This is a genomic window from Kitasatospora sp. NPDC096147 (assembly GCF_044763225.1).
Lineage (GTDB): Bacteria > Actinomycetota > Actinomycetes > Streptomycetales > Streptomycetaceae > Kitasatospora.
In genome coordinates this window covers 71,019-92,842 of sequence record NZ_JBIWFX010000013.1, presented here as the reverse complement: position 1 = coordinate 92,842, position 21,824 = coordinate 71,019, and the positions used below count along the sequence as shown (strand labels likewise).

Genomic DNA, 21,824 nt, shown 5'->3' with positions numbered 1-21,824 from the left:
CAGGTTCCCGCACAGGCCACCAGCTCCGCCCGCGACACCCGGCACCCCCGGGGGTCAGCCGGTCGGAGCCGCTCCGGTCTGCCCCCGGGTGCTCTCCTGCCGTGCGCTCCGCCCTGCCCGCCGCGCGCCCGTGTGCGCGCCGGTAAGTCGACAAGGAGACAAATGATGCTGCTCGCACAGCGGCTTCGCCCACCGGATACCGGGGGAGCCGCCCGGCTCTACCTCGGGGTGGCCGCCGGGGCGTTCCGCCGCTACTCCACCTACCGGGCCGCCACCCTGGCCGGGGTCTTCACCAACACCGTCTTCGGCTTCATCCTGGCCTACACCTTCCTCGCCCTCTGGCAGGCCCGGCCCGGCCTCGGCGGCTACGACGCCGAGCAGGCGGTGGCCTACATCTGGATCAGCCAGTCGCTGCTGGTCACCGTCGCGGTCTGGGGCGGCGGCTTCCAGGACGACGTCCAGCAGCGCTTCCGCACCGGGGACATCGCCGTCGACCTCTACCGTCCGGTGGACTTCACGGGCTGGTGGCTGGCCACCGACCTCGGCCGGGCCGGCTTCCACCTGCTCGGCCGGGGCCTGGCGCCGACCGTGGTCGGCGCGCTGGCCTTCGGCTTCGCCCTCCCGGTCGACCCGCTGGTCTGGGCGGCCTTCCTGGTCTCGGTGCTGCTGGCGGTGGTGGTCAGCTTCGGGCTGCGCTACCTGGTCGCCCTCACCGGCTTCTGGCTGCACGACTCCGAGGGCATCCGCTCGGTGGCCGTGGTGGTCTCGATGTTCTTCTCCGGTGCCCTGCTCCCGGTGGTGGTCTACCCGGGGTGGCTGGGCACCCTGGCCGCCGTGCTGCCGTGGTCCGGGATGGTGCAGATCCCCACCGACGTGCTGCTGGAGCGGCGCACCGGAGGCGCCCTGCTCGCCGGGCTCGGCTTCCAACTCGCCTGGGCGGTCGTCCTGCTGGCACTCGGCCGGGGCGTACAGCTGCTGGCCACCCGGAAGGTGGTGGTCCAGGGTGGCTGACACCCACGGGCTCCGGCTCGCCCGGCAGGGCCTCCTGGCGAAGACCGGCCGGGCGCTGCACTCCTGGTGGCTGGTGGCGGTCATGTGGAACCGCGCCAGCATGGCCTACCGGGCCTCCTTCACCATGATGCTGGTGGCCAGCACCGTGGTCACCGCGCTGGACTTCGTGGTGATCCTGCTGATGTTCCAGCACACCGAGCAGCTCGGCGGTTGGTCGCTGGCCGAGCTCGCCTTCCTGTACGGCACCTCGGGCTTCGCGCTCGGGATGGCCAATCTGCTGGTCGGCTGCGTGGACGCGCTCGGCGACCGGATCCGCACCGGCACCCTGGACATCATGCTGATCCGGCCCGCCGCCGTGCTGGCCCAGCTCTGCGCGGAACGCTTCACGCTGCGCCGGGTCGGCCGCCCGATCCAGGCCGCCGCGGTGCTGGCCTGGGCGATCGGCCGGCTGGAGGTGAGCTGGACGGTGGACAGGGTGCTGCTGCTGGCGGTGATGCTGGTCTGCGGCAGCGTGATCTTCTGCACCGTCTTCATCGGCTTCGCCACCGTGCAGTTCTGGTGGGGAGAGGCCGAGCAGTTCCAGAACGCCTTCACCTACGGCGGCGGCACCCTGCTCCAGTACCCGCCGACCATCTTCGCCAAGGAGCTGGTGGCCGGCACCGTCTTCGGCCTGCCGTTGGCCTTCGTCAACTGGCTGCCCGCGCTGCACATCCTCGGCCGACCCGACCCGCTCGGCCTGCCCGAGGCGTTCCGCTTCGCCTCCCCGCTGGCCGCCCTGCTCTGCGTGCTGGCCGCCGGCCTGGCCTGGCGGGTCGGACTGCGGGCCTACCGGGGCACCGGCAACTGACCGCGCTCACCGAAAGAGGTACCGACACATGTCCCTGATCGAACTCGACGACGTCAGCCGGGAGTTCACGGTGCGGGCGAAGACCGGGCGGTTCCGCCGGGAGAAGCGCACGGTCCGTGCGGTGGACGGCCTGAGCTTCCGGGTGGAGGCCGGCGAGTGCGTCGGCTACATCGGGCCCAACGGCGCCGGCAAGTCCACCACCATCAAGATGCTCACCGGCATCCTGGTGCCCACCGGCGGCCGGCTCCGGGTGGCCGGGGTCGAACCTGCCCGGGAGCGGGTGCAGTTGGCCCGCCGGATCGGCGTGGTCTTCGGCCAGCGCACCACCCTCTGGTGGGACCTGCCGCTGCGCGACTCGTACGAGCTGGCCCGGCGGATCTACCGCATCCCGGACGCCCGGTACCGGCAGAACCTCGACCGCTGTGTCGAACTGCTGGACCTGGGAGCCCTGCTGGACACCCCGGTGCGCCAGCTCTCGCTCGGCCAGCGGATGCGCGGCGACCTGGCGGCGGCCCTGCTGCACAGCCCCCGGGTGCTCTACCTGGACGAGCCGACCATCGGCCTGGACGTGGTCAGCAAGGCCCGGGTGCGCGAGTTCCTGCGCGAGGTGAACCGGGACCAGGGCACCACCGTGCTGCTCACCACCCACGACCTGACCGACATCGAACAGCTCTGCGACCGGGTGATGGTGATCGACCACGGCCGGGTGGTGCACGACGGCGGCCTGGACACGCTGCACGCGGCGGCCGAGAGTGAGCGCACCCTGGTGGTCGACCTGGCCGAGCCGGGCCCGGCGATCGAGCTGCCCGGCGCCCGGCTGGTCCGGGTCGAAGGGCCGCGGCAGTGGCTGGCCTTCCCGGCCACCCAGAGCGCCGCCCCGCTGGTCGCCGCGGTGGCCGCGCGCTACCCGCTGGTCGACCTCTCGGTCCGGGAGCCGGCCATCGAGGACGTGATCGCCCGGATGTACGCCGAGGTGTCGATCGGCTGAACCGGTGCTCCGTGCTGACGCCCGTTCACTCGGGAGAGTGGAATCGGTGACTCCGGGGTGTCACGGCTCGTTGACATCCCGGAGTACCGGACGGGCGCGAGGAGTTGGGCGGGGATGGCGGGGCAGACCGGTCGGTCGGACGGACCGGAGCCGACATCGGCGGCGGGCTCGGAGCCGGCGTCGGCGGTGCGGGCGGAGTCCGGGCGGGTGCCGGTGGCACGGCCGGTGATCGGGGACGAGGAGATCGCGGCGGCGGTCCGGGTGCTGCGCAGCGGTGCCGTCGTCCAGGGGCCCGAAGTCGCGGCCTTCGAGCAGGAGTTCGCCGAGCTGGTGGACGGCCGGGAGTGCGTGGCCGTCAACTCCGGGACCTCCGCGCTGCACCTGGCCCTGGTGGCGCTGGGCATCGGGCCGGGCGACGAGGTGGTGGTGCCCTCGTTCTCCTTCGCCGCCACCGCCAACGCCGTCCGGCTGGCCGGGGCCGAACCGGTCTTCGCCGACATCGAGCCCGGCACCTTCGGCCTGGACCCGGCCGCCGTGGCCGCCGCCGTCGGCCCGCGGACCGCCGCGCTGCTGCCCGTCCACCTGTACGGACACCCGGCCGCCATGGGCGAGTTGGGGCGGCTCGCGGAGCGGCACGGCCTGGCCGTGGTCGAGGACGCCTGCCAGGCGCACGGCGCGGCGCTCGGTGCCACCTCGGTCGGCGCGTTCGGCGAGGCCGGCTGCTTCAGCTTCTACCCGACCAAGAACATGCACGCCCTGGAGGGCGGCATGGTGACCGTCGCCGACCCGGCGGTGGCCCGGCAGCTGCGGCTGCTGCGCAACCAGGGCATGGAGCAGCGCTACCGGAACGAGATCGTCGGCGCCAACCTGCGGATGACGGACGTCTCGGCCGCCGTCGGCCGGGTCCAGCTGCGGCGGCTGCCGGCCGCCAACGAGCGGCGGCGGGCCCACGCGGCTCTGCTGGACCGTGAGTTGGCCGGGCTGCGGGGCGGACTGCCGGCCGGTGCTCCGGGGGCCGGGCTGCGGACACCGGTGGTGGCCCCCGGCGCACGGCACGTCTACCACCAGTACACCGTCCGGATCGCGGCCGGCGAGCGCGACGCCTTCCGGGCGGCGCTGGCGGCGGCGGGTGTCGGGACCGAGGTGTACTACCCGGTGCCGATCCACCGGCTGCCGCCGTTCGTGGGGTGGTGGGAGCTGCCGGAGACCGAGCGGGCGGCGGCCGAGGTGGTGTCGCTGCCGGTCCACCCCTCGCTGACCGAAGGGGAGTTGGCGCGGGTGGTGGCGGCCGTCCGGGACGCCCTGGGCGTGGCCGACCGGGTGGGCGGGGCGGTGCCGAGTGCGGTCGCCTGAGCCGGGGACGAGGACGGGGGCGGGGGCAGCTACTGGGGCAGGGGCGGGACCAGCGACCGGGGCGGGGGTGAGGCCGGGAGCGAGGGCGCGATCCGGGGCCGGGACCGAGGCGGCCCCCGTGGTCGTGAGCCGGGCACGTGCGGTGGGACGACAGCGGCGGGCCGCGCCCCTGCGGGCCGAGCCGCTGCGGGCCGGGCTGGTCGGTTTCGGCGCGATGGGCCGTAACCACGCCCGGGTGCTGGGCGCCCTGCCCGGGGTCGAACTGGTCGGCGTGGTCGACCCCTCGGGCGGAGCGGGCCCCTGCGGCGTCCCGGTGCTGCGCAAGCTGGAGCGGCTGCTCGACCTCGGCATCGACTACGCGGTGGTGGCCTGCCCCACCGCCGGGCACGAGGAGGTCGGGCTCCGGCTGGCCGAGGCCGGGCTCCCCGCCCTGATCGAGAAGCCGCTGGCCCCGGACTCCCGGGCGGCCGGCCGGCTGGTGGCCGCCTTCGAGGGACTCACCGCCGGGGTGGGCCAGGTGGAGCGGTACAACCCGGCGCTCCAGCAGCTGCGCACCCGGCTGGCGGCCGGCGAGCTGGGGGAGGTCTACCAGGTCTCGACCCGCCGTCAGGGCCCGTTCCCGCAGCGGATCGCGGACGTCGGGGTGGTGCAGGACCTGGCCACCCACGACATCGACCTGACCGGCTGGATCACCGGGCAGGCGTACGCCTCGGTGGCCGCCCGGACGGTGCGCAAGAGCGGTCGTCCGCACGAGGACATGGTGGCGGTGGTCGGCACGCTGGCCGACGGCACCATGGTCAGCCACCTGGTGAACTGGCTCAGCCCGCAGAAGGAGCGGCAGGTCGCGGTGACGGGCGAGCGCGGCTGCCTGGTGGCCGACACCCTCACCGGTGACCTCACCCTGCACGCCAACGGCGCGGTGGCCACCGAGTGGGAGCTGGTGCGGGCCTTCCGGGGGGTGAGCGAGGGCGACGTGGTGCGGTACGCCTTCCCCAAGCGGGAGCCGCTGCTGAGCGAGCACGAGCAGTTCCGGGAGGCGGTGGCCGGACGCCCCGCCACCATCGTCCCGCTGGCCGAGGGCCTGCGCACCGTCACGGTCGCCGAGTCGGTGCTGGCCGCCGCCGGGCGTCCGGTGCCGCTGGAGGTGGCGGGATGAGCGCGGACCGGGTCCCCGACGTCACGGTGGTCATCGCGGTCTACGACACCATGCCGTACCTGACGGTCTGTCTGAGCTCCCTGGTGCGGCAGACCCTGGGCCCCGGGCGGCTGGAGGTGATCGCGGTGGACGACGGCTCCACCGACGGCAGCGGCGCCGAGCTGGACCGGTTCGCGGCCGGGCACCCCGGCCTGTTCCGGGTGGTCCACCAGGCGAACTCCGGCGGCCCCGCCGCACCCAGCAACCGGGCCACCGACCTGGCCCGGGGCCGCTACGTTTTCTACCTGGGCGCGGACGACTGGCTCGGCCCGGAGGCGCTGGCGCGGATGGTCGCCGCCGCCGACCGGTACGGCTCCGACGTGGTGCTCGGCCGGATGGTCGGCGAGGGCGGACGGCACGTCCCGCAGGGCGTCTTCGACCGGAGCGCGCCGTCGGTCGGCTTCGCCGACTCGGCGCTGGCCTGGGCGCTCTCCGACACCAAGCTGTTCCGCCGGGAGCCGCTGGTGCGGTACGGCATCCGCCGCCGGGAGGACCTGCCGGTCTACTCCGACCAGCCGTTCACCCTGCAGGCCCTGCTGCGGGCCGAGGGGCCGGTCTCGGTGGTGGCCGACTACGACTGCTACCACGCGGTGCTGCGGGCCGACCGGGGCAACGTCACCGTCCGCTCCGGCCTGCTCAACCGGCTGCGCGGGCTGGAGGCGATCCTCGCGGTGGTCGAGCAGCTCACCGGACCGGGCAGCCCGGAGCGCCGGGCGCTGAACCTCCGTCACTTCGGCTGGGACGTCCCGCAACTGCTCCGGGAGGGCCTGCTGGAGCTGACGCCGGGTGAGCAGCGGCGGCTGGTGGAGGGCGTGGGCCGACTGGTGCGGGAGCACTGCACGGTCCTCCCGGAGCTGGGCACCGCCGAGCGGCTGCGGCTGGAGCTGGCGGCCGAGGGGCGCTGCCGGGCGGTGCGCGGGCTGGTCGAGGACGAGGCCGGGGTGTCCGGGGAGCGGTTGGTGCTGCCCCGGCAGCTCTGGCGGGACGTGGTGCCCGAGCGGACCCGGAAGGAGCTCCGGCGCCGGGCCGGGTGGCGGAAGTTCACCGCGCGGGTGAGCGGGGGCTGACGGGAGAGGTGGACGTGGTGGGCACGGCGGGTGAGGCGGTGGGTGTGGCGGGCGAGGCGGTGGGTGTGGTGGGCGAGGTAGCGGCCGTGGTGGGAGAGGTGCCGGACGGCGGGACGCGGGCCGAGGTGGACCGGACGGTCTGCGTGGTCGGACTGGGGAAGATCGGCCTGCCGCTCGCGGTCCAGTGCGCCGCGAGCGGGCGGCGGGTGCTCGGCGTGGACACCGCGCCCCTGGTGGTCCGTCAGGTGAACGACGGCGAACCGCCGTTCCCCGGGGAGCCCGAGCTGGCCGAGCGGCTGAAGCGGGCCGTCACCGAGGGCCGGCTGACGGCGGGCGGGGACACCGCTGCCGCCGTGGCCGCCGCCTCGGTGGTGCTGGTCGCGGTGCCGCTGCTCACCGCGCCCGACCACAGCCCGGACTTCACCCTGCTGGACGCCGCCACCGACGCGGTCGCGGCCGGGCTGCGGCGCGGGACGCTGGTCTCGTACGAGACCACCCTGCCGGTCGGCACCACCCGGGGCCGGGTGGCCGAGCGGCTCGCGGCCGGCTCCGGGCTGCGCCCCGGGGCGGACTTCGGCCTGGTGTTCAGCCCCGAACGGGTCTCCTCCGGCCGGGTCTTCGCCGATCTGCGCTGCTACCCCAAGCTGGTCGGCGGGATCGACGAACGCTCCACCCGGCAGGGCGCGGAGTTCTACCGGTCGGTGCTGAGCTTCGACCCCCGGCCCGACCTGCCCCGGCCGAACGGCGTCTGGACGCTGGCCTCGGCCGAGGCGGCCGAGTTCGCCAAGCTGGCCGAGACCACCTACCGGGACGTCAACATCGGGCTGGCCAACCAGTTCGCCCGCTACGCCGACCGGATCGGGGTGGACTTCGCCGAGGTCGCGGAGGCGTGCAACTCCCAGCCCTACAGCCACCTGCACCGGCCCGGTGTCGCGGTCGGTGGCCACTGCATCCCGGTCTACCCCCGGCTCTACCTCTGGGGCGACCCCTCCGCCACCGTGGTCCGGGCCGCCCGGGAGGCCAACCTCGCCATGCCGGCCCACGCGGTGGACCGGCTGGCCGCCGTGCTGGACCTGACGGACCGTCCGGTGCTGGTGCTCGGCGCGGCGTACCGGGGCGGGGTCCGGGAGACCGCCTGCTCCGGCGTCTTCCCGCTGGTGGACGCGCTCTGGGCGGCCGGGGCCCGGCCGTACGTCGCCGACCCGCTCTACCGGGCCGAGGAGCTGACCGCGCTCGGCCTGCCGCCGCACCGGGGCGAGCCGGTGAGTGCGGCGATCGTGCAGACCGACCACGAGGAGTACCGGACCCTCGGGGCCGAGCAGTTGCCCGGGGTGCGGGTGCTGCTGGACGGCCGGCGGATCACCGACCCGGAGCGCTGGGCCGGGGTGCACCGGATCGTGCTGGGCGGTGGGGGCGGCTCGTAGCGGACACCTGGGCCTGCCCGCCCGGCCCTTGGGGACTCGGGCCGTCCGGCCGTCCGGCGGTCGCCCGGCCGGCCCGCCCGTTCCGGGTCGGATCGGTACCACGGTGGCCGGCGGTCGGGGGCTGAACTCCTCGGGGTGACCCGGAACTGCCCCTGAACTCCACCGTGCCCCGGCCGCTTCCGGGGGAGGTCCGGGGCAGACTGGCGGGGTGAGTGCCGATCAGACGGCCGGGACCGGAGTCCGGTTCACCGCGGCCGACGAGGAGAAGCGCCGGGGCGTCCGGCGGATGAAGCTGTTCGCCACCGGGCTGTTCGTGCTGGCCACGGTGGTGTTCGGCCTGGCCACCTGGGCCGATGCGGCCGGGGCGGGTGCCTGGGCCGGGTACGTCGCGGCGGCGGCCGAGGCCGGGATGGTGGGTGCGCTGGCGGACTGGTTCGCCGTCACCGCGCTGTTCCGCCGCCCGTTCGGGCTGCCGATCCCGCACACCGCGATCATCCCCACCAAGAAGGACGCCTTCGGCCAGTCGCTGGGCGACTTCGTCGGGGACAACTTCCTCTCCGCCCCGGTGGTCCGCGAACGGCTGGCCCGGATCGGCATCGCCCGGCGGCTCGGCGAGTGGCTGGCCGCGCCGGGCGGTGCCGAGCGGGTGACCAGCGAGGCGGCGGCCGCGCTGCGCGGAGTGCTGGCGGTGCTCAACGACGACGACGTGCAGGCCGTGGTGGCCGAGGCGGTCACCCGCCGGGCCGCCGCCACCTCGGTGGCCGAACCGGCCGGCCGACTGCTCGGCAAGGTGGCGGCCGACGGCGGCCACCACGGGGTGGTCGACCTGGTCGCGGTCCGGGTGCACGCCTGGCTGACGGAGCACCACCAGGACGTGGTGGGGCGGATCACCCAGAAGACCCCCGGCTGGACCCCGCGCTTCATCGACCACCAGGTCGGCGAGCGGGTCTACAAGGAGCTGATGCGCTTCGTCACCGACATCCGGGACGACCCGCGGCACCCGGCCCGGGGTGCGGTCGACGCCTTCCTGACCGACTTCGCGGTCGAGCTCCAGCAGGACCCGGCCACCATCGCCCGGGTCGAACGGGCCAAGGACGACCTGCTGGCCCGTCCCGAGGTGCAGGACCTGATCGCCTCCTCCTGGGCCGCCGTCCGGACCCTGGTGCTGACCGCCGCCGAGGACGAGAACAGCGAGCTGCGCCGCCGGATCCGGGACGGCCTGCGCGACTTCGGGCACAAGCTGGCCACCGAGCGGCGGTTGCAGTCGAAGGTGGACGGCTGGCTGCAGGACGCGGCCGGGTACGTGGTGCAGAACTACCGGGCCGAGATCACCGCGCTGATCTCCGACACCGTGGCGGGCTGGGACGCGGACGACGCCTCCCGGAAGATCGAGGCCAACGTCGGCCGGGACCTCCAGTTCATCCGGATCAACGGCACCGTGGTCGGCGCGCTGGCCGGGCTGCTGATCCACACCGTGGCGGTGGCGCTGGGCGGCTGACGGTGGGTCGGGAGCGACGGAGTTAGCATGACCCCGACCACACCGTACGAAGGAGAACGCAGTGGCTGACGGCGCCGGTAGCACCGGGAGCAAGCGGGACATCGGGGCGTTCATCGCGGGGATGCCCAAGGCCGAGCTGCACGTCCACCACGTCGGCTCCGCCTCCCCCCGGGTGGTCGCCGAGCTGGCGGCCCGCCACGAGGGCCGGACCAAGGTGCCGCTGGACCCGGCCGCGCTGGCCGAGTACTTCACCTTCACCGACTTCGCGCACTTCATCGAGGTCTACCTGAGTGTGGTCGACCTGATCCGGGACGCCGAGGACGTCCGCGCCCTCACCTACGGCGTGGCCGAGGACATGGCCCGGCAGAACATCCGCTACGCCGAGCTGACCGTCACCCCCTACTCCTCGGTCAGCCGGGGCATCCCGGACGTGGCCTTCATGGAGGCCATCGAGGACGCCCGGAAGTCGGCCGAGAAGGACCTCGGCGTGGTGCTCCGCTGGTGCTTCGACATCCCCGGCGAGGCCGGGCTGGCCGCTGCCGAGGAGACCGCGCGCCTCGCCGTCGACCTGGCCCCCGAGGGGCTGGTCAGCTTCGGCCTCGGCGGCCCGGAGATCGGCGTGCCGCGCCCGCAGTTCAAGCCCTACTTCGACCGGGCCCGGGCGGCCGGCCTGCGCTCGGTCCCGCACGCGGGCGAGACCACCGGCCCCGAGACGGTCTGGGACGCGATCCGGGTGCTGGGCGCCGAGCGGATCGGCCACGGCACCCAGGCGGTCAAGGACCCGGCCCTGCTGGACTTCCTCGGTGAGCACCGCATCCCGCTGGAGGTCTGCCCGACCTCCAACATCGCCACCCGGGCGGTGCAGCGGCTGGAGGAGCACCCGATCCGTCAGATGGTGGACGCCGGGCTGCTGGTGACGGTCAACAGCGACGACCCGCCGATGTTCGGCACCGACCTGAACACCGAGTACGAGGTGGCCGCCCGGCTGCTCGGACTGGACGAGACGGGCGTGGCCGGGCTGGCCCGCAACGCCGTCGAGGCCAGCTTCCTGGACGCACCCGGCAAGGCCCGGCTGATCGGTGAGATCGACCGGTACCTGGCCGGGTGGGACCGGGGCTGAGACTCAGGCCTTCGCCTTCCTCGTCCTCCTCGCCTTCCTCGTCCCCCTCGCGGTACTCGCCTTCCTCGCGGTCAGGGACCGGGACTTCGTGGACTCGGTCCTCCTGGGCCGGGCCTTCCTGGCCCCGGCCGTCGTTGCCCCGGTCGTTGTAGAGCCGGTCGTCGTGAGCCCGGCCGTCGTCGGCGTGGCACCGGCTCCCGCCGTGGGGTCGGTGCCGCGCTGCAGCCAGGCCCGTTCGGCCAGGGTCCAGGCGGTGGTGGTGAGCAGGTAGAGCGCTCCGGCGAGCGGGAGCACCACGGCGAACAGCGCGGTGCCGTAGGAGAGGTAGGGCGCGATCCCGGCCCCGGGGGCCGCCGGGCCGGGCTGGGCCGCCACCGTCCGTCGGGCGCGGCGGAATCCGAGCCAGCCGAGGGCCGTGAGGGCGGCGAACACGGCGGCGAACAGCGCGAGCTCGGGCCCACTGTGGGCCGAGCCCGGGTGCAGGCCGAGCGGGACACCGAACAGGGTCGCGCCGAGCAGGTCGTTCGGCGTGGTGAAGAGCCGGTACATCACGGTGAAGAACGGCAGCTGGGCCAGCATCGGCAGGCAGCCCGCGAACGGCGAGCCCCCTTCCCGCCGGTACAGCTCGGCGGTCGCCTCGCGCAGCCGCTCCGGCCGACCCTCGTGCCGGCGGCCCAACTCGGCCAACTGCGGGGCCAACCGGACCCGGACCCGCTCGCCCCGGGCGGCGGAGCGGGCCAGCGGGTGGAGCAGCAGCCGGACGGCGACGGTGAACAGGACGATCGCCAGGGCGGTCGGCAGGTGGGCGGCGAGCGCCGCGACGGCGTCGTGGGCCAGCCCGACGACGGGGTCGAGCAGGGTGAACACGGACATGACGGGGTGAGCCCTCCGGGGTCTCAGGGGGCGCGCGGTGGCGGCCTGCGGGCAGGCGGGCGCGCGGGGTGAGAGGCAGACGGAGGACGGCCGTCGAGCGGTGTGATCGGTCCCGACGGTGAGCGGTGACGCGGGCTCAGGCGGCCGTCGGGGCCGCGCCCGGCGCCCTGGGGCGGCGACGGCCCCGGGCGTCCGGATCACGCTGGGGGAGGAAGGCCGAACGGTAGGCCCGGCGCCGCAGCGAGCGGTCGCGGACCGCGCTCGGGGCCCGGGCGCCGAGCAGCCGGGCGGTGGCCAGCGCGGCGGCGGCCACCCCGGCCAGCAGGACCAGGGTGGCGGCTGCCGCGACGGCGCCGAAGCCGCCGGAGGAGACCAGCTGATCGCCCGTCAGCAGGCGGACCAGGCCGAGGAGTACGGCGAGCAGCGACATCGGCCGGACCTCCTCGGACTGGTGCGTGAGCGTGTGTGCGTGCGGTACGGCCATCGTACGCACATCCGGCAGGCTGCGGACGGGGTTCCGTCAGCCGTGCTCGGCTCCGTTCGGCCCCTCCCGGGGGGTGTCAGCCGTCGGTGCCTTCGAGCCGGACGGTGGTGCCGGTGGCGGACGAGGTGCGGGCGGCCTCCAGGACGGTGAGGGTGGCGACCGCGTCCCGGGGGTCGACCGGAGGCGGGGTGCCGTCGGTCAGCGAGGCGGCGATGCCCGCGTAGTAGGCCGGGTAGTCGCCGGGGGCGGTCGGGGCCGGGACGGAGGAGTCGTCGGTGCCGAGCACGCCGTACGCGGCCGGGCTCTCGGTGCCCCAGGGGGTGCCGGGGGCGGGGTGGTGACCGGCCCGCAGCTCGTTCTCCTGCGGGTCCATGCCGTACTTGACGTAGCCGGCCGCGTCGCCGAGCACCCGCAGGCGCGGGCCGCCGAGCGGGCTCAGCGCGCTGGTCCACAGATGGGAGCGCACCCCCGAGGCGTGCGAGAGCGCGAGGAAGGCGTCGTCGTCCACCACCGCGCCGTCCCGCAGGGTCTCGATCTCGGCGTAGACGGTGTCGACCGGCCCGAACAGGGTGAGCGCCTGGTCCACCAGGTGGCTGCCCAGGTCGTACAGCGTGCCGCCGACCTCGGCCGGGTCGGCCAGCTCGCGCCAGCCCGGCTTGGGCTTGGGGCGGAAGCGCTCGAAGCGGGACTCGAAGCGGTGCACCCGGCCGAGCGCGCCGGAGTCCACCAGTTGACGGGCGGTCAGGAAGTCGCCGTCCCAGCGGCGGTTCTGGAAGACCGACAGCAGGACGCCGCGCTGCTCGGCGAGCGCGCACAGCCCGGCGGCCTCGGCGGCGGTGGCGGCCAGCGGCTTGTCCACCACGGTGGGCACCCCGGCGGTGAGCGCGGCCCGGGCCAGCGGCACGTGGGTGCGGTTCGGGGAGGCGATCACCACCAGGTCGATCCGCCCGGCGGCGGCCTCGTCGAGGAGCTGCTCCGGGGTGTCCAACGGACGGGCGTCGGGGTGCTGCTCGCTCAGCTGGGTGCGGCGGTCGGGGTTGGCGGTGACCACCGCGTCCAGCCGCAGCCCGGGGGTGGTGGCGATCAGCGGCGCGTGGAAGGCGGAACCGGCCAGGCCGTAGCCGACCAGGCCGACGCGGAACGGGGTGCGTGCGGGGGAGGGGGGAGTGCTGCTCATGTCCCTACCCAACCACGACGGTGGTGCCGGGCAGCCGTGCCGCGTCACGGCGTGGCTGCCCGGCACCGGGTCCGCTCCAGGGGCACTCGGGCCGCTCCGGGGCGTCTGGGGTGGGGGCGGGCGGGGGTGGGGCGCGGGTGGGTCTGCGGGTCAGCGGGTCGGCTGGGCGGTCGCGCGGCGGCGACGGTGCAGGAAGGCCATGGTGCCGCCGGCCAGCAGGAAGGAGGTGCCGACGGCGGTCATCAGACCGGTGGAGCGGTCGGTGCCGGTCTCGGCCAGCTGCTGGGTCGTGCCGGCGCTGGCGGGCTGGGCAGCAGCGGCCGGCTGGGCGGCGGGAGCGGCGGGAGCGGGCTGGGCGGCGGGCGCAGCCGGGGCGGCCGGGGCTGCGACGGGGACGGCGTTGTGGTCGTGGTGGGCGGCGGCGTCCGTGCCCGGGGCGACCGCCTGGGCGACGGCGGGGGCCGCCCCGGTGCCGTCGAAGGTGACGTCCGAGCAGGTGTAGAAGGCCTCCGGGCTGTCCGAGCGCTGCCAGATCGCGTAGATCAGCTGACGGCCCGTCTTCCCGGTCGGGACGGTCACGGGGAAGGTGTAGTAGCCGTCCACCACCTGGGGGTCGGTGATGCTGGCGAACGGGGTGGTCTCCAGGTTCGACCAGCTCAGCGCAACGTTCGGGTTGTAGGTGCTGTTGGTCAGGAAGAGCTGGAAGGTGCCCCGGTGCGGCGCGGTGGCGCGGAACTTGAAGTTGGTCTTGGCGCCGGGCGTGAGGTTGGTGGCCGGCCAGTCGTTGCGGGCCAGGTCCAGGCCGACGAACTCGTTGGCACCGGCGCTGCACAGCCGGCCGTCCGGGATCAGCTGGCGGTGGCGGCCGGCCGCGTCGCCGATCCGGACACCGTTCCAGTCGTACATGGCCTGGGTGCCGCCGAACGCGATGGCCGCCTTGCAGGCGGCCGACTTCGGCTGCTCCGGGCCCTCCAGGTAGCAGCCGTAGACCCGGCTGAGCGGATTCTGCAGGGAGCCGTGCGCGGAGGCGGTGCCGGAGCCCAGCACGGTGGAGGCGAACGCGGTGCCGGCCAGCGTCAGCACGGCTGCGGTGCGGCGGATGGACATGGGTGGGTGCTCCGATCGGCTTTCAGCGGTGGGGGTCACCGGGTGCGGCGGTGTGGGGCCGCCGCGGTCGGCGATGTGGGGTCGCTGAGGAGACGGTAGCCAGGGAGCGGCCGGTAGTTGACGGCCCTTCAGATCGTTAGGGCGTCTTTAAGGCTGCATTGAGATGGGCATGAGGGGTCGTTCCCGGGGCGGATCCCGGCGTCCGGTGGGCGGGCAGTGCTGCGATCGGCCACGCGTGCGGATTAGGCTGGGGGCCAGTCGGGGCAGCCGCAGTACCCGTTCGACCTCGTTCCACCTCGCACGATTTCGGGAGACACGCACGTGGCAGAGCGCAAGCCCATCGAGTCCTGGCTGACCGACATGGACGGGGTCCTCATTCACGAGGGCACCCCGATCCCCGGGGCGAAGGAGTTCATCCAGCGCCTGCGCGAGTCCGGGAAGCCGTTCCTGGTCCTGACCAACAACTCCATCTACACCCCGCGCGACCTGAGCGCCCGGCTGGCCGGGATGGGCCTGGAGGTGCCGGAGGAGTGCATCTGGACCTCCGCCCTGGCCACCGCCAAGTTCCTCAAGGGTCAGCGCCCCGGCGGCACCGCGTACGTGATCGGCGAGGCCGGTCTCACCACCGCGCTCTACCAGGCCGGTTACGTGCTGACCGACAAGGACCCGGACTACGTGGTCCTCGGCGAGACCCGCACCTACAGCTTCGAGGCGCTGACCAAGGCGATCCGGCTGATCAACGCCGGTGCCCGCTTCATCTGCACCAACCCCGACGAGACCGGTCCGTCCACCGAGGGCGTGCTGCCGGCCACCGGTTCGGTCGCGGCGCTGATCACCAAGGCGACCGGCGTCGACCCGTACTTCGTCGGCAAGCCCAACCCGCTGATGATGCGCGAGGCGCTGAACACCGCCGGGGCCCACTCCGAGTCCGCCGTGATGATCGGCGACCGGATGGACACCGACATCGTGGCCGGCATGGAAGCCGGCATGGAGACCATCCTGGTCCTCACCGGTCTGACGGCGGAGTCGGACGTGGAGCGCTTCCCGTACCGGCCGACCCGGGTGGCCAAGTCGGTCGCCGACCTGATCGACCTGATCTGACGCGTTCCTCCTGGGAAGCCCCTGCGGCCGGTCTCCGGTGGCCGCGGGGGCTTCCTGATGCCGGTCTTCGGTGGTTGCGGGGGGTCTGCCGCTTCCGGTTCGGGCGTATCGGCGGGGGTGTCGGCGGGAGTGTGTAGCGTTCGGGGTGTTGGAGACGGTTTACGGGCGTTCGAGCCCTCGGGCCACTCGGGTGGCTCGGGTTTGTCGTGAAAGGCAGTGGGTCGTGACGGAGTTGGTGGAGACGGTGGCGGCGTTCGAGGTGCCGGAGTCCTGGCAGGCGGCGCTGGCCGGGGAGTTGGCGAAGCCCTACTTCGCGGAGCTGACGGACTTCGTGGCCGCCCAGCGAGCCGAGCACCAGGTCTTCCCGCCCAGCGGGCAGGAGTTCGCGGCGCTGGCGGCGACCCCGTACGACAAGGTCCGGGTGCTGGTGCTCGGTCAGGACCCGTACCACGACGACAACCAGGCGCACGGGATGAGCTTCTCGGTGCAGCCCGGCATCAAGATCCCGCCGTCGCTGCGGAACATCTACAAGGAGCTGGACGCCGACCTCGGCGTGCCGGCGCCCGACCACGGCTACCTGATGAACTGGGCCGAGCAGGGCGTGCTGCTGCTGAACGCGGTGCTCACCGTGCGCGCCCACGAGGCCAACTCCCACAAGGGCAAGGGCTGGGAGAAGTTCACCGACGCGGTGATCTCGGCGGTCAGCGACCGCGAGGAGCCCTGCGTCTTCGTGCTCTGGGGCAACTACGCGAAGAAGAAGCTCCCGCTGATCGACACCAGCCGCCACGTGGTGGTGCAGGGCGCCCACCCGTCGCCGCTCTCGGCCAAGCTGTTCTTCGGCAGCAAGCCGTTCTCCCAGATCAATGAGGCGCTGGCCGGCTTCGGCGGCGAGCCGATCGACTGGCAGCTGCCGAAGCTCGCCGAGCTCAAGGGCTGATCGCGCCGGTCCTCTCCCTCCTCCGTACGTCTTTCCTGACGGACACCCGTGATCGGTGCGGTCGTGCTGTGCAAGGCTGACCGCCGGGGGCGATCACGGGTGTCGGTGTTTTCGGGCGGCTGGGGAGACGGCGGATGGCAGGGCGGCTGAGGGACGCGTCGGCGGTGGCGGCGTCGAGGGCTGAGGCGTTGAGGGCTCAGGCATCGAGGGCCGAGGCGTTGAGGTCGGCGACGGTGCTGATGGCGGTCGGGGCGTTGGTCGCCCTGGCGGGGTGTGGCAGCGGTGCCGGTCAACCGGACGGCCGGTCGCTCGCCCCGCCGTCCGTGGCGGCATCCGCCACCGCTCCGTCCACCGTGGTCCCACCGTCGGTGGTTCCTGAACTGCCCTCTCCGCTTGCCTCCGCCCCTGCTTCCGTCGCTGCTCCGGTGGCCCCGGTCTCCTCGCCCCCAGCCGCCTCGGCGCCCGCGCCCGCTCCCTCCGCCGTGGCCACCACGCCCGGGCCCACGGCCTTCTACGTCTCGCCCTTCGGGGCGGCCCGGCGGGCCGCCGGGCAGGTAGGGGGACCGCAGGCCGTCGCGCTGGAGCGGATCGCCCGGAGCGCAGCGGCACTCTGGCTGACCGGCGCCGACGCCGGGCAACTCGCCGAAGCGCAGAGCAGACGGGCGGCGGCGGAGGGGCGGGTGCCGCTGCTGGTCGCCTACGGCATCCCGAACCGGGACTGCGGCCTCTACTCGGCGGGCGGGGCCGCGGACGGTGCGGCCTACCGGGCCTGGATCGGCCGGATCGCGGCGGGGCTGGGCGACCGCCCGGCCTGGGTGGTGCTGGAGCCGGACGCGGTCGCCCACGCGGTGGAGGGCTGTGCTGACGCCGGCGCTGACCGCTCCGCCCTGCTGGCTCACGCGGTGAAGGAGTTGAAGAAGAACCCGAAGGTGCGCGTCTACCTCGACGCGGGCAACGCCGGCTGGGTCCGTGACCGGGCCGCCCTGGCCCGCGCGTTGGAACGGGCCGGGGTCGGCGCGGCCGACGGCTTCGCCCTCAACGTCTCCAACTTCTTCCCCACCGACCAGAGTTACGCCTACGGGCGGGAGGTGTCGGCGGCGCTCGGCGGCAAGCACTTCGTGATCGACACCAGTCGGAACGGCAACGGTGCTCCGGGCGGCGGGAGTTGGTGCAACCCGCCCGGGCGTGCCCTCGGGCAGGAACCGACCACCCGGACCGGGCGCGAGGGGCTGGATGCGCTGCTCTGGGTGAAGATCCCGGGGGAGTCCGACGGCGACTGCGGCCGGGGGGAGCCTGCGGCGGGGGAGTTCTGGCTGTCCTACGCCCTCGGCCTGGCCGGAGCCGCCTGACATGACCGGCACCGCGTCGGCGGATCGCGGTCGGCCGATCGCGGTTGGCGGATGCGGTCGGCGGAGCGCGATCCGGTCAGAGCAGGCGGGGGCCGGTGGCGGCCTGGACCTCCTCGAAGGTGTGCCCCGGAGCGACCTCCACCAGCCGCAGGCCCTCGGGCGTCACGTCGATGACCGCCAGCTCGGTGACGATCCGGTGGACGACCCTCCGGCCGGTGGCGGGGAGTGACAGCTCGTCCACGATCTTCGGGGAGCCGTCCCTGGCGGTGTGCTCCATCACCACGATGACCCGGCGGGCGCCGTGCACCAGGTCCATCGCGCCGCCCATGCCCTTGACCATCTTGCCGGGGATCATCCAGTTGGCCAGGTCACCGCAGGCGGAGACCTGCATCGCGCCGAGGACCGAGATGTCGATCCGGCCGGCCCGGATCATGCCGAAGGAGACGGCCGAGTCGAAGTAGCCGCCACCGTCGGCGACCGTGACGGTCTCCTTCCCCGCGTTGATCACGTCCGGGTGCTCGGCCCCGGCGACGGGGTACGGCCCGACGCCGAGGACGCCGTTCTCGGAGTGCAGCACCACGTGCACGCCGGGCGGGAGGTGATCGGGGATCAGGGTGGGCAGGCCGATGCCCAGGTTCACGTACTGACCGTCGCGCAGCTCCCGTGCGGCGCGGGCGGCGAGGGCGTGTCGGGGATCTGCGATTCCCGCAGTGCCGGAAGTGCCTTCCGCGCTCGCCGTGTCAGTGGTGGTGCGTGTGGTTGTGGTGGTGTTAGTGGTCGTGGTGCTGTGGGTGGTCATGAGTTCAGTGCCCCCGGGAGTCGGTGCGGACGGTGCGACGCTCGATCCGGCGGTCGTCCGGGTCGGCGGAGACCACCCGGTCGACGTAGATGCCGGGCAGGTGGACAGCGTCCGGCGGGATCGCACCGGGCTCGACGATCCGGTCGGCCTCGACCAGGGTGATCCGGCCGGCGCTCGCGCAGAGCGGGTTGAAGTTGCGGGCGGTGGCGTGGAAGACGCAGTTGCCGTGGCGGTCCGCGAGCTCGGCACGGACCAGGGCGAAGTCGGTGGTGATGGCCTCCTCCAGCAGGTGGCGACGGCCGCCGAAGTCCCTGGTCTCCTTGGGCGGTGAGGCCACCGCGACCTCACCGTCGGCCGTGTACCGCCACGGCAGGCCGCCCTCCTCGACCTGGGTGCCGACGCCCGCCGGGGTGAAGAAGGCGGGGATGCCGGCGCCGCCCGCGCGCAGTCGCTCGGCGAGCGTGCCCTGCGGGGTGAGCTCCACCTCCAACTCGCCCGAGAGGTACCGGCGGGCGAACTCCTTGTTCTCCCCGACGTAGGAGGAGGTCATCCGGGCGATCCGACCGGCCCGCAGCAGCAGGCCGAGGCCCCAGTCGTCCACACCGCAGTTGTTGGAGACCACCCGGAGGTCGGTGGTCCCGGCCTCGGCCAGGGCACCGATCAGGGTGCTCGGGATGCCGCAGAGGCCGAAGCCGCCCACGGCGAGGGTGGCGCCGTCGGGGATGTCCTCGACCGCACGGGCTGCGGATTCCAAGACCTTGTCCAAGGAAGTCACCTCATGAGGGTTGGGGGTTTGCTGCGCTTCCACCCTCACCGGGCGGCCGGGCGTCCTCCATGGGGGTCGGAGCCATGGGGTGCGTGGGTGCCATGGGCGCGCGGCACACCCGGTGGGTCCCTTCGGCAGCCGGGCGCGGCGATATGGCGGTCCGTCACACAATCCCGGGTGCTGCTGCGTCATCCCGTCACATGTCGCGGGGCAGGTGGCGCACCTACGGTTCCGGAATCCACCACCGCTGCCGCGCCGACGGCCTCCCTGGTGAGCCCCGGCGCCGGCTGAGCCGAACCGTGCCGTGCCCGCGCCGTACCCCGGTGCCGACCGGCGCCGTACCGCCACGTCGCAGTACCCGTCATGCCCCAGATGTCGTTCCGGCCGCAGCCGCAGCCGCAGCCGCAGCCGCAGCCGCAGCCGCAGCCGCAGCCGCAGCCGCAGCCGCAGCCGCAGCCGCAGCCGCAGCCGCAGCCGCAGCCAGCCCCAGCCGCAGTCCCAGCCCCCGTCAGGAGTCGGACACCATGCCCCACACCTCCCGCAGCACCAGATCCGTACCTCGGACGGACCGTCAGGCGCGGCGTCCGGTCACCCCCGTGGAGCCCGGAGGAGGCCGGGCCCGGCGTGGGCTCGCGCTGGTTGCGGCCTGCGGACTGCTCCTGACGGGCGCGGGCTGCGCCAAGGCCGGGACGGCCGGGACCACGGCCGCCGGGGGTGGGGCGGGATCGGCAGGAGAGGCGAAGAGCCCGGTCAAGGTCGGCCTGGTGTACTCCAAGACCGGGCCGCTGGCGGCCTACGGCAAGCAGTACGCGGAGGGCTTCAAGGCGGGGTTGGACTACGCGACCAAGGGCACTGGCGCGGTGGACGGGCACCCGGTCGAACTGGCCGAGCAGGACGACGCGGGCGATCCGGCCAAGGCGGTCTCGGCGGCCAAGGACCTGATCGGCAAGGGGCACAAGATCCTGGCCGGCTCGACCGCCTCCGGGGTCGCGCTCCAGGTGGGGCCGATCGCGGCGCAGAACAAGGTGCTCTTCCTCAGCGGCCCGGCCGCTGCCGACAAGGTCACCGGGCTGAACAAGTACACCTTCCGCACGGGGCGGCAATCCTACCAGGACATCCGGACGGCTGCCTCGTTCATCGGTGACGCCAAGGGCAAGAAGGTCGCGGTGCTGGCCCAGGACAATGCCTTCGGGCAGGCCAACGTGGCAGCGGTCAAGGCAGTGCTGGGCGAGCAAGGGGCCATCGTGGAGCCAGTGTTGGCGCCACCGAGCGCGACCGACCTCACCCCCTTCGCGACGCAGGCCAAGTCGTCCAAGCCGGACCTGTTGTTCGTGGCCTGGGCGGGGGAGACGGCCTCGGCGCTGTGGACCTCCCTCAACCAGCAGGATGTGTTCGCCTCCACCAAGGTGGTCACCGGGCTCGACCTGGCGGCCTCCTACCCGCTCTTCGGCCCGGCGGCCGAGAAGATCTCCTTCCTGAACCACTACTTCGACGGTGCGGCCGGCACCGAGGTGGAGAAGGCGATGACCGCCGCGGTGGCCAAGGCCGGTGCCAAGCCGGACATCTTCACGCCGGACGGCTTCACGGCCGCCCAGATGGTGGTGCACGCGATCGAGGCGAACAAGGGCTCGGCCGAGGACACCGACGCCCTGGTGAAGGCGCTGGAGGGGTGGAGCTTCGACGGGGTGAAGGGGCGTCTGACGGTCCGGGCCGAGGACCACGCGCTGCTCCAGCCGATGTTCCAGGTGAAGCTGGCCGGCACCGGGGCCTCCGCCATGCCCTCGGTGGAGCAGGTGATCCCGGCCGACCGGGTGGCGCCTCCGGCCACCAAGATCGCGGGCTGATCCGGATGACCGAGCGCGCATCATCCGGTACCCCCGCCGGGGTGGTGACGACGGCGGTCGGCCAGGTGGTCGCGGCGGCCGGTCCGGTGCTGCGGCTGCGCGGCGTCGGCTGGTCGGTGCGCGGGGTGCCGATCGTCGAGGACGTCTCGTTCGACGTGCGGGAGGGCGAGTTCATCGCCTTCATCGGGCCGAACGGGGCCGGCAAGACCTCCCTCTTCAACCTGATCTCCGGCATCCACCCGGCGACGCACGGGGCGATCGAACTCGACGGCGCCGACATCACCACCGAGTCGGTGCACGGCCGGGCCCGCCGGGGCCTCGGCCGGACCTTCCAGACCTCCTCGCTCTGGACCGGGATGACAGTGTCCGACCACGTCCGGCTGGCCGCCCAGGCGGCGGCCGGGCCGGGCGCCTCGTACCGGATCTGGCGTCGGGCCGGGCTGTACGCCCCCCAGGTCACCGAGACTCTGGAGCGGACCGAACTCGCCCACCGCGCCGACACCTTGGCCGGGGCCCTCTCGCACGGTGAGAAGCGCAAGCTCGAACTGGCCGTGCTGCTGGTCTCCGACCCCCGGCTGATCCTCCTGGACGAGCCGATGGCGGGAGTCAGCGCGGAGGAGGTCCCGGCCCTGACCGCGCTGATCCGCTCGGTGCACCGGGACCTCGGCCGCACCGTACTGATGGTGGAGCACCACATGGACGTCCTGCTCGGTCTGGCGGACCGGCTGGCCGTGATGCACCACGGCACCCTGCTCGCGCTCGACACCCCGGCGGCGGTGATGGCCGACGCCACCGTGCAGCAGGCATACCTGGGGGAGGGGCTGTGACCGACTCCTTCGCTTCCCGGGCCGTCTCACCGGACGGCACCTCAGACGGCGGTTCCA

General features: G+C 73.8%; 20 protein-coding genes. 14 read left to right on the top strand and 6 right to left on the bottom strand.

The features are described 5' to 3' along the window. Nucleotides 1-165: 165 nt before the first annotated feature. From ACIRBX_RS30615 to ACIRBX_RS30575, 9 genes are all read left to right on the top strand, one after another. The gene (locus tag ACIRBX_RS30615; protein WP_402301888.1) at nt 166-1,011 is read left to right on the top strand and encodes an ABC transporter permease; all 846 of its coding nucleotides are present in this window, start codon (nt 166-168) and stop codon (nt 1,009-1,011) included. Then, complete coding sequence (locus tag ACIRBX_RS30610; RefSeq protein ID WP_402301887.1) at nt 1,004-1,858, top strand: ABC transporter permease; 855 nt, start codon at nt 1,004-1,006, stop codon at nt 1,856-1,858. The genes ACIRBX_RS30615 and ACIRBX_RS30610 overlap by 8 nt, the downstream gene beginning before the upstream one ends. Nucleotides 1,859-1,886: 28 nt before the next feature. Further along, nucleotides 1,887-2,846, top strand: coding sequence for an ATP-binding cassette domain-containing protein (locus ACIRBX_RS30605; RefSeq protein WP_402301884.1), 960 nt, complete (start codon nt 1,887-1,889; stop codon nt 2,844-2,846). A 207-nt stretch (nt 2,847-3,053) separates the two neighbouring features. Beyond that, nucleotides 3,054-4,199 carry a DegT/DnrJ/EryC1/StrS family aminotransferase gene (locus ACIRBX_RS30600; RefSeq protein WP_402301882.1) on the top strand — a complete coding sequence of 382 codons (1,146 nt, stop codon included), beginning with the start codon at nt 3,054-3,056 and terminating at the stop codon, nt 4,197-4,199. 142 nt (nt 4,200-4,341) lie between these two features. After that, nucleotides 4,342-5,355 carry a Gfo/Idh/MocA family protein gene (locus ACIRBX_RS30595; protein WP_402301879.1) on the top strand — a complete coding sequence of 338 codons (1,014 nt, stop codon included), beginning with the start codon at nt 4,342-4,344 and terminating at the stop codon, nt 5,353-5,355. Continuing rightward, nucleotides 5,352-6,461 carry a glycosyltransferase family 2 protein gene (locus ACIRBX_RS30590; protein WP_402301876.1) on the top strand — a complete coding sequence of 370 codons (1,110 nt, stop codon included), beginning with the start codon at nt 5,352-5,354 and terminating at the stop codon, nt 6,459-6,461. Before ACIRBX_RS30595 ends, ACIRBX_RS30590 begins: the two co-directional genes overlap by 4 nt. Before the next feature lie 125 nt (nt 6,462-6,586). Then, complete coding sequence (locus ACIRBX_RS30585; protein WP_402302089.1) at nt 6,587-7,885, top strand: nucleotide sugar dehydrogenase; 1,299 nt, start codon at nt 6,587-6,589, stop codon at nt 7,883-7,885. 208 nt (nt 7,886-8,093) lie between these two features. After that, nucleotides 8,094-9,383, top strand: coding sequence for a DUF445 domain-containing protein (locus ACIRBX_RS30580; protein ID WP_402301874.1), 1,290 nt, complete (start codon nt 8,094-8,096; stop codon nt 9,381-9,383). A 61-nt stretch (nt 9,384-9,444) separates the two neighbouring features. Continuing rightward, nucleotides 9,445-10,503: an adenosine deaminase gene (locus ACIRBX_RS30575; RefSeq protein WP_402301872.1), complete on the top strand. Its 1,059-nt coding sequence runs from the start codon at nt 9,445-9,447 to the stop codon at nt 10,501-10,503. Between the two features lie 3 nt (nt 10,504-10,506). On the opposite strand, the gene ACIRBX_RS30570 is transcribed toward ACIRBX_RS30575, so the two are convergent. The 4 genes from ACIRBX_RS30570 to ACIRBX_RS30555 all read right to left on the bottom strand — a co-directional run bounded on the left by ACIRBX_RS30570 (nt 10,507) and on the right by ACIRBX_RS30555 (nt 14,144). Further along, nucleotides 10,507-11,376 (bottom strand): YidC/Oxa1 family membrane protein insertase, encoded by an 870-nt coding sequence (locus ACIRBX_RS30570; RefSeq protein ID WP_402301870.1) that lies wholly within the window; start codon nt 11,374-11,376, stop codon nt 10,507-10,509. A gap of 136 nt (nt 11,377-11,512) precedes the next feature. Next, nucleotides 11,513-11,806 (bottom strand): DUF6412 domain-containing protein, encoded by a 294-nt coding sequence (locus tag ACIRBX_RS30565; RefSeq protein ID WP_402301867.1) that lies wholly within the window; start codon nt 11,804-11,806, stop codon nt 11,513-11,515. Between the two features lie 130 nt (nt 11,807-11,936). Further along, nucleotides 11,937-13,037: a Gfo/Idh/MocA family oxidoreductase gene (locus ACIRBX_RS30560; protein ID WP_402301865.1), complete on the bottom strand. Its 1,101-nt coding sequence runs from the start codon at nt 13,035-13,037 to the stop codon at nt 11,937-11,939. Nucleotides 13,038-13,187: 150 nt separating this feature from the next. Then, complete coding sequence (locus ACIRBX_RS30555; protein WP_402301862.1) at nt 13,188-14,144, bottom strand: lytic polysaccharide monooxygenase; 957 nt, start codon at nt 14,142-14,144, stop codon at nt 13,188-13,190. Between the two features lie 321 nt (nt 14,145-14,465). Between ACIRBX_RS30555 and ACIRBX_RS30550 the strand changes: the two genes are divergently transcribed. The 3 genes from ACIRBX_RS30550 to ACIRBX_RS30540 all read left to right on the top strand — a co-directional run bounded on the left by ACIRBX_RS30550 (nt 14,466) and on the right by ACIRBX_RS30540 (nt 17,531). Then, a complete protein-coding gene (locus ACIRBX_RS30550) occupies nt 14,466-15,245 on the top strand; it encodes an HAD-IIA family hydrolase (RefSeq protein WP_402301860.1) in 780 nt (259 codons plus the stop codon). A 223-nt stretch (nt 15,246-15,468) separates the two neighbouring features. After that, entirely contained in the window at nt 15,469-16,182 is a 714-nt protein-coding gene (locus ACIRBX_RS30545) for a uracil-DNA glycosylase (RefSeq protein WP_402301858.1), read from the top strand. A gap of 482 nt (nt 16,183-16,664) precedes the next feature. Further along, nucleotides 16,665-17,531, top strand: coding sequence for a glycoside hydrolase family 6 protein (locus tag ACIRBX_RS30540; RefSeq protein WP_402301856.1), 867 nt, complete (start codon nt 16,665-16,667; stop codon nt 17,529-17,531). Between the two features lie 76 nt (nt 17,532-17,607). Here ACIRBX_RS30540 and ACIRBX_RS30535 read toward each other — a convergent pair whose 3' ends face one another. After that, nucleotides 17,608-18,330 (bottom strand): 3-oxoacid CoA-transferase subunit B, encoded by a 723-nt coding sequence (locus tag ACIRBX_RS30535; RefSeq protein WP_402301854.1) that lies wholly within the window; start codon nt 18,328-18,330, stop codon nt 17,608-17,610. 4 nt (nt 18,331-18,334) lie between these two features. After that, nucleotides 18,335-19,096 (bottom strand): CoA transferase subunit A, encoded by a 762-nt coding sequence (locus tag ACIRBX_RS30530; protein ID WP_402301851.1) that lies wholly within the window; start codon nt 19,094-19,096, stop codon nt 18,335-18,337. Nucleotides 19,097-19,620: 524 nt separating this feature from the next. Between ACIRBX_RS30530 and ACIRBX_RS30525 the strand changes: the two genes are divergently transcribed. Both ACIRBX_RS30525 and ACIRBX_RS30520 read left to right on the top strand, forming a co-directional pair. Then, a complete protein-coding gene (locus ACIRBX_RS30525; protein ID WP_402301849.1) occupies nt 19,621-20,940 on the top strand; it encodes a substrate-binding domain-containing protein in 1,320 nt (439 codons plus the stop codon). Nucleotides 20,941-20,945: 5 nt separating this feature from the next. Continuing rightward, complete coding sequence (locus tag ACIRBX_RS30520; protein WP_402301846.1) at nt 20,946-21,767, top strand: ABC transporter ATP-binding protein; 822 nt, start codon at nt 20,946-20,948, stop codon at nt 21,765-21,767. Nucleotides 21,768-21,824: the final 57 nt, after the last annotated feature.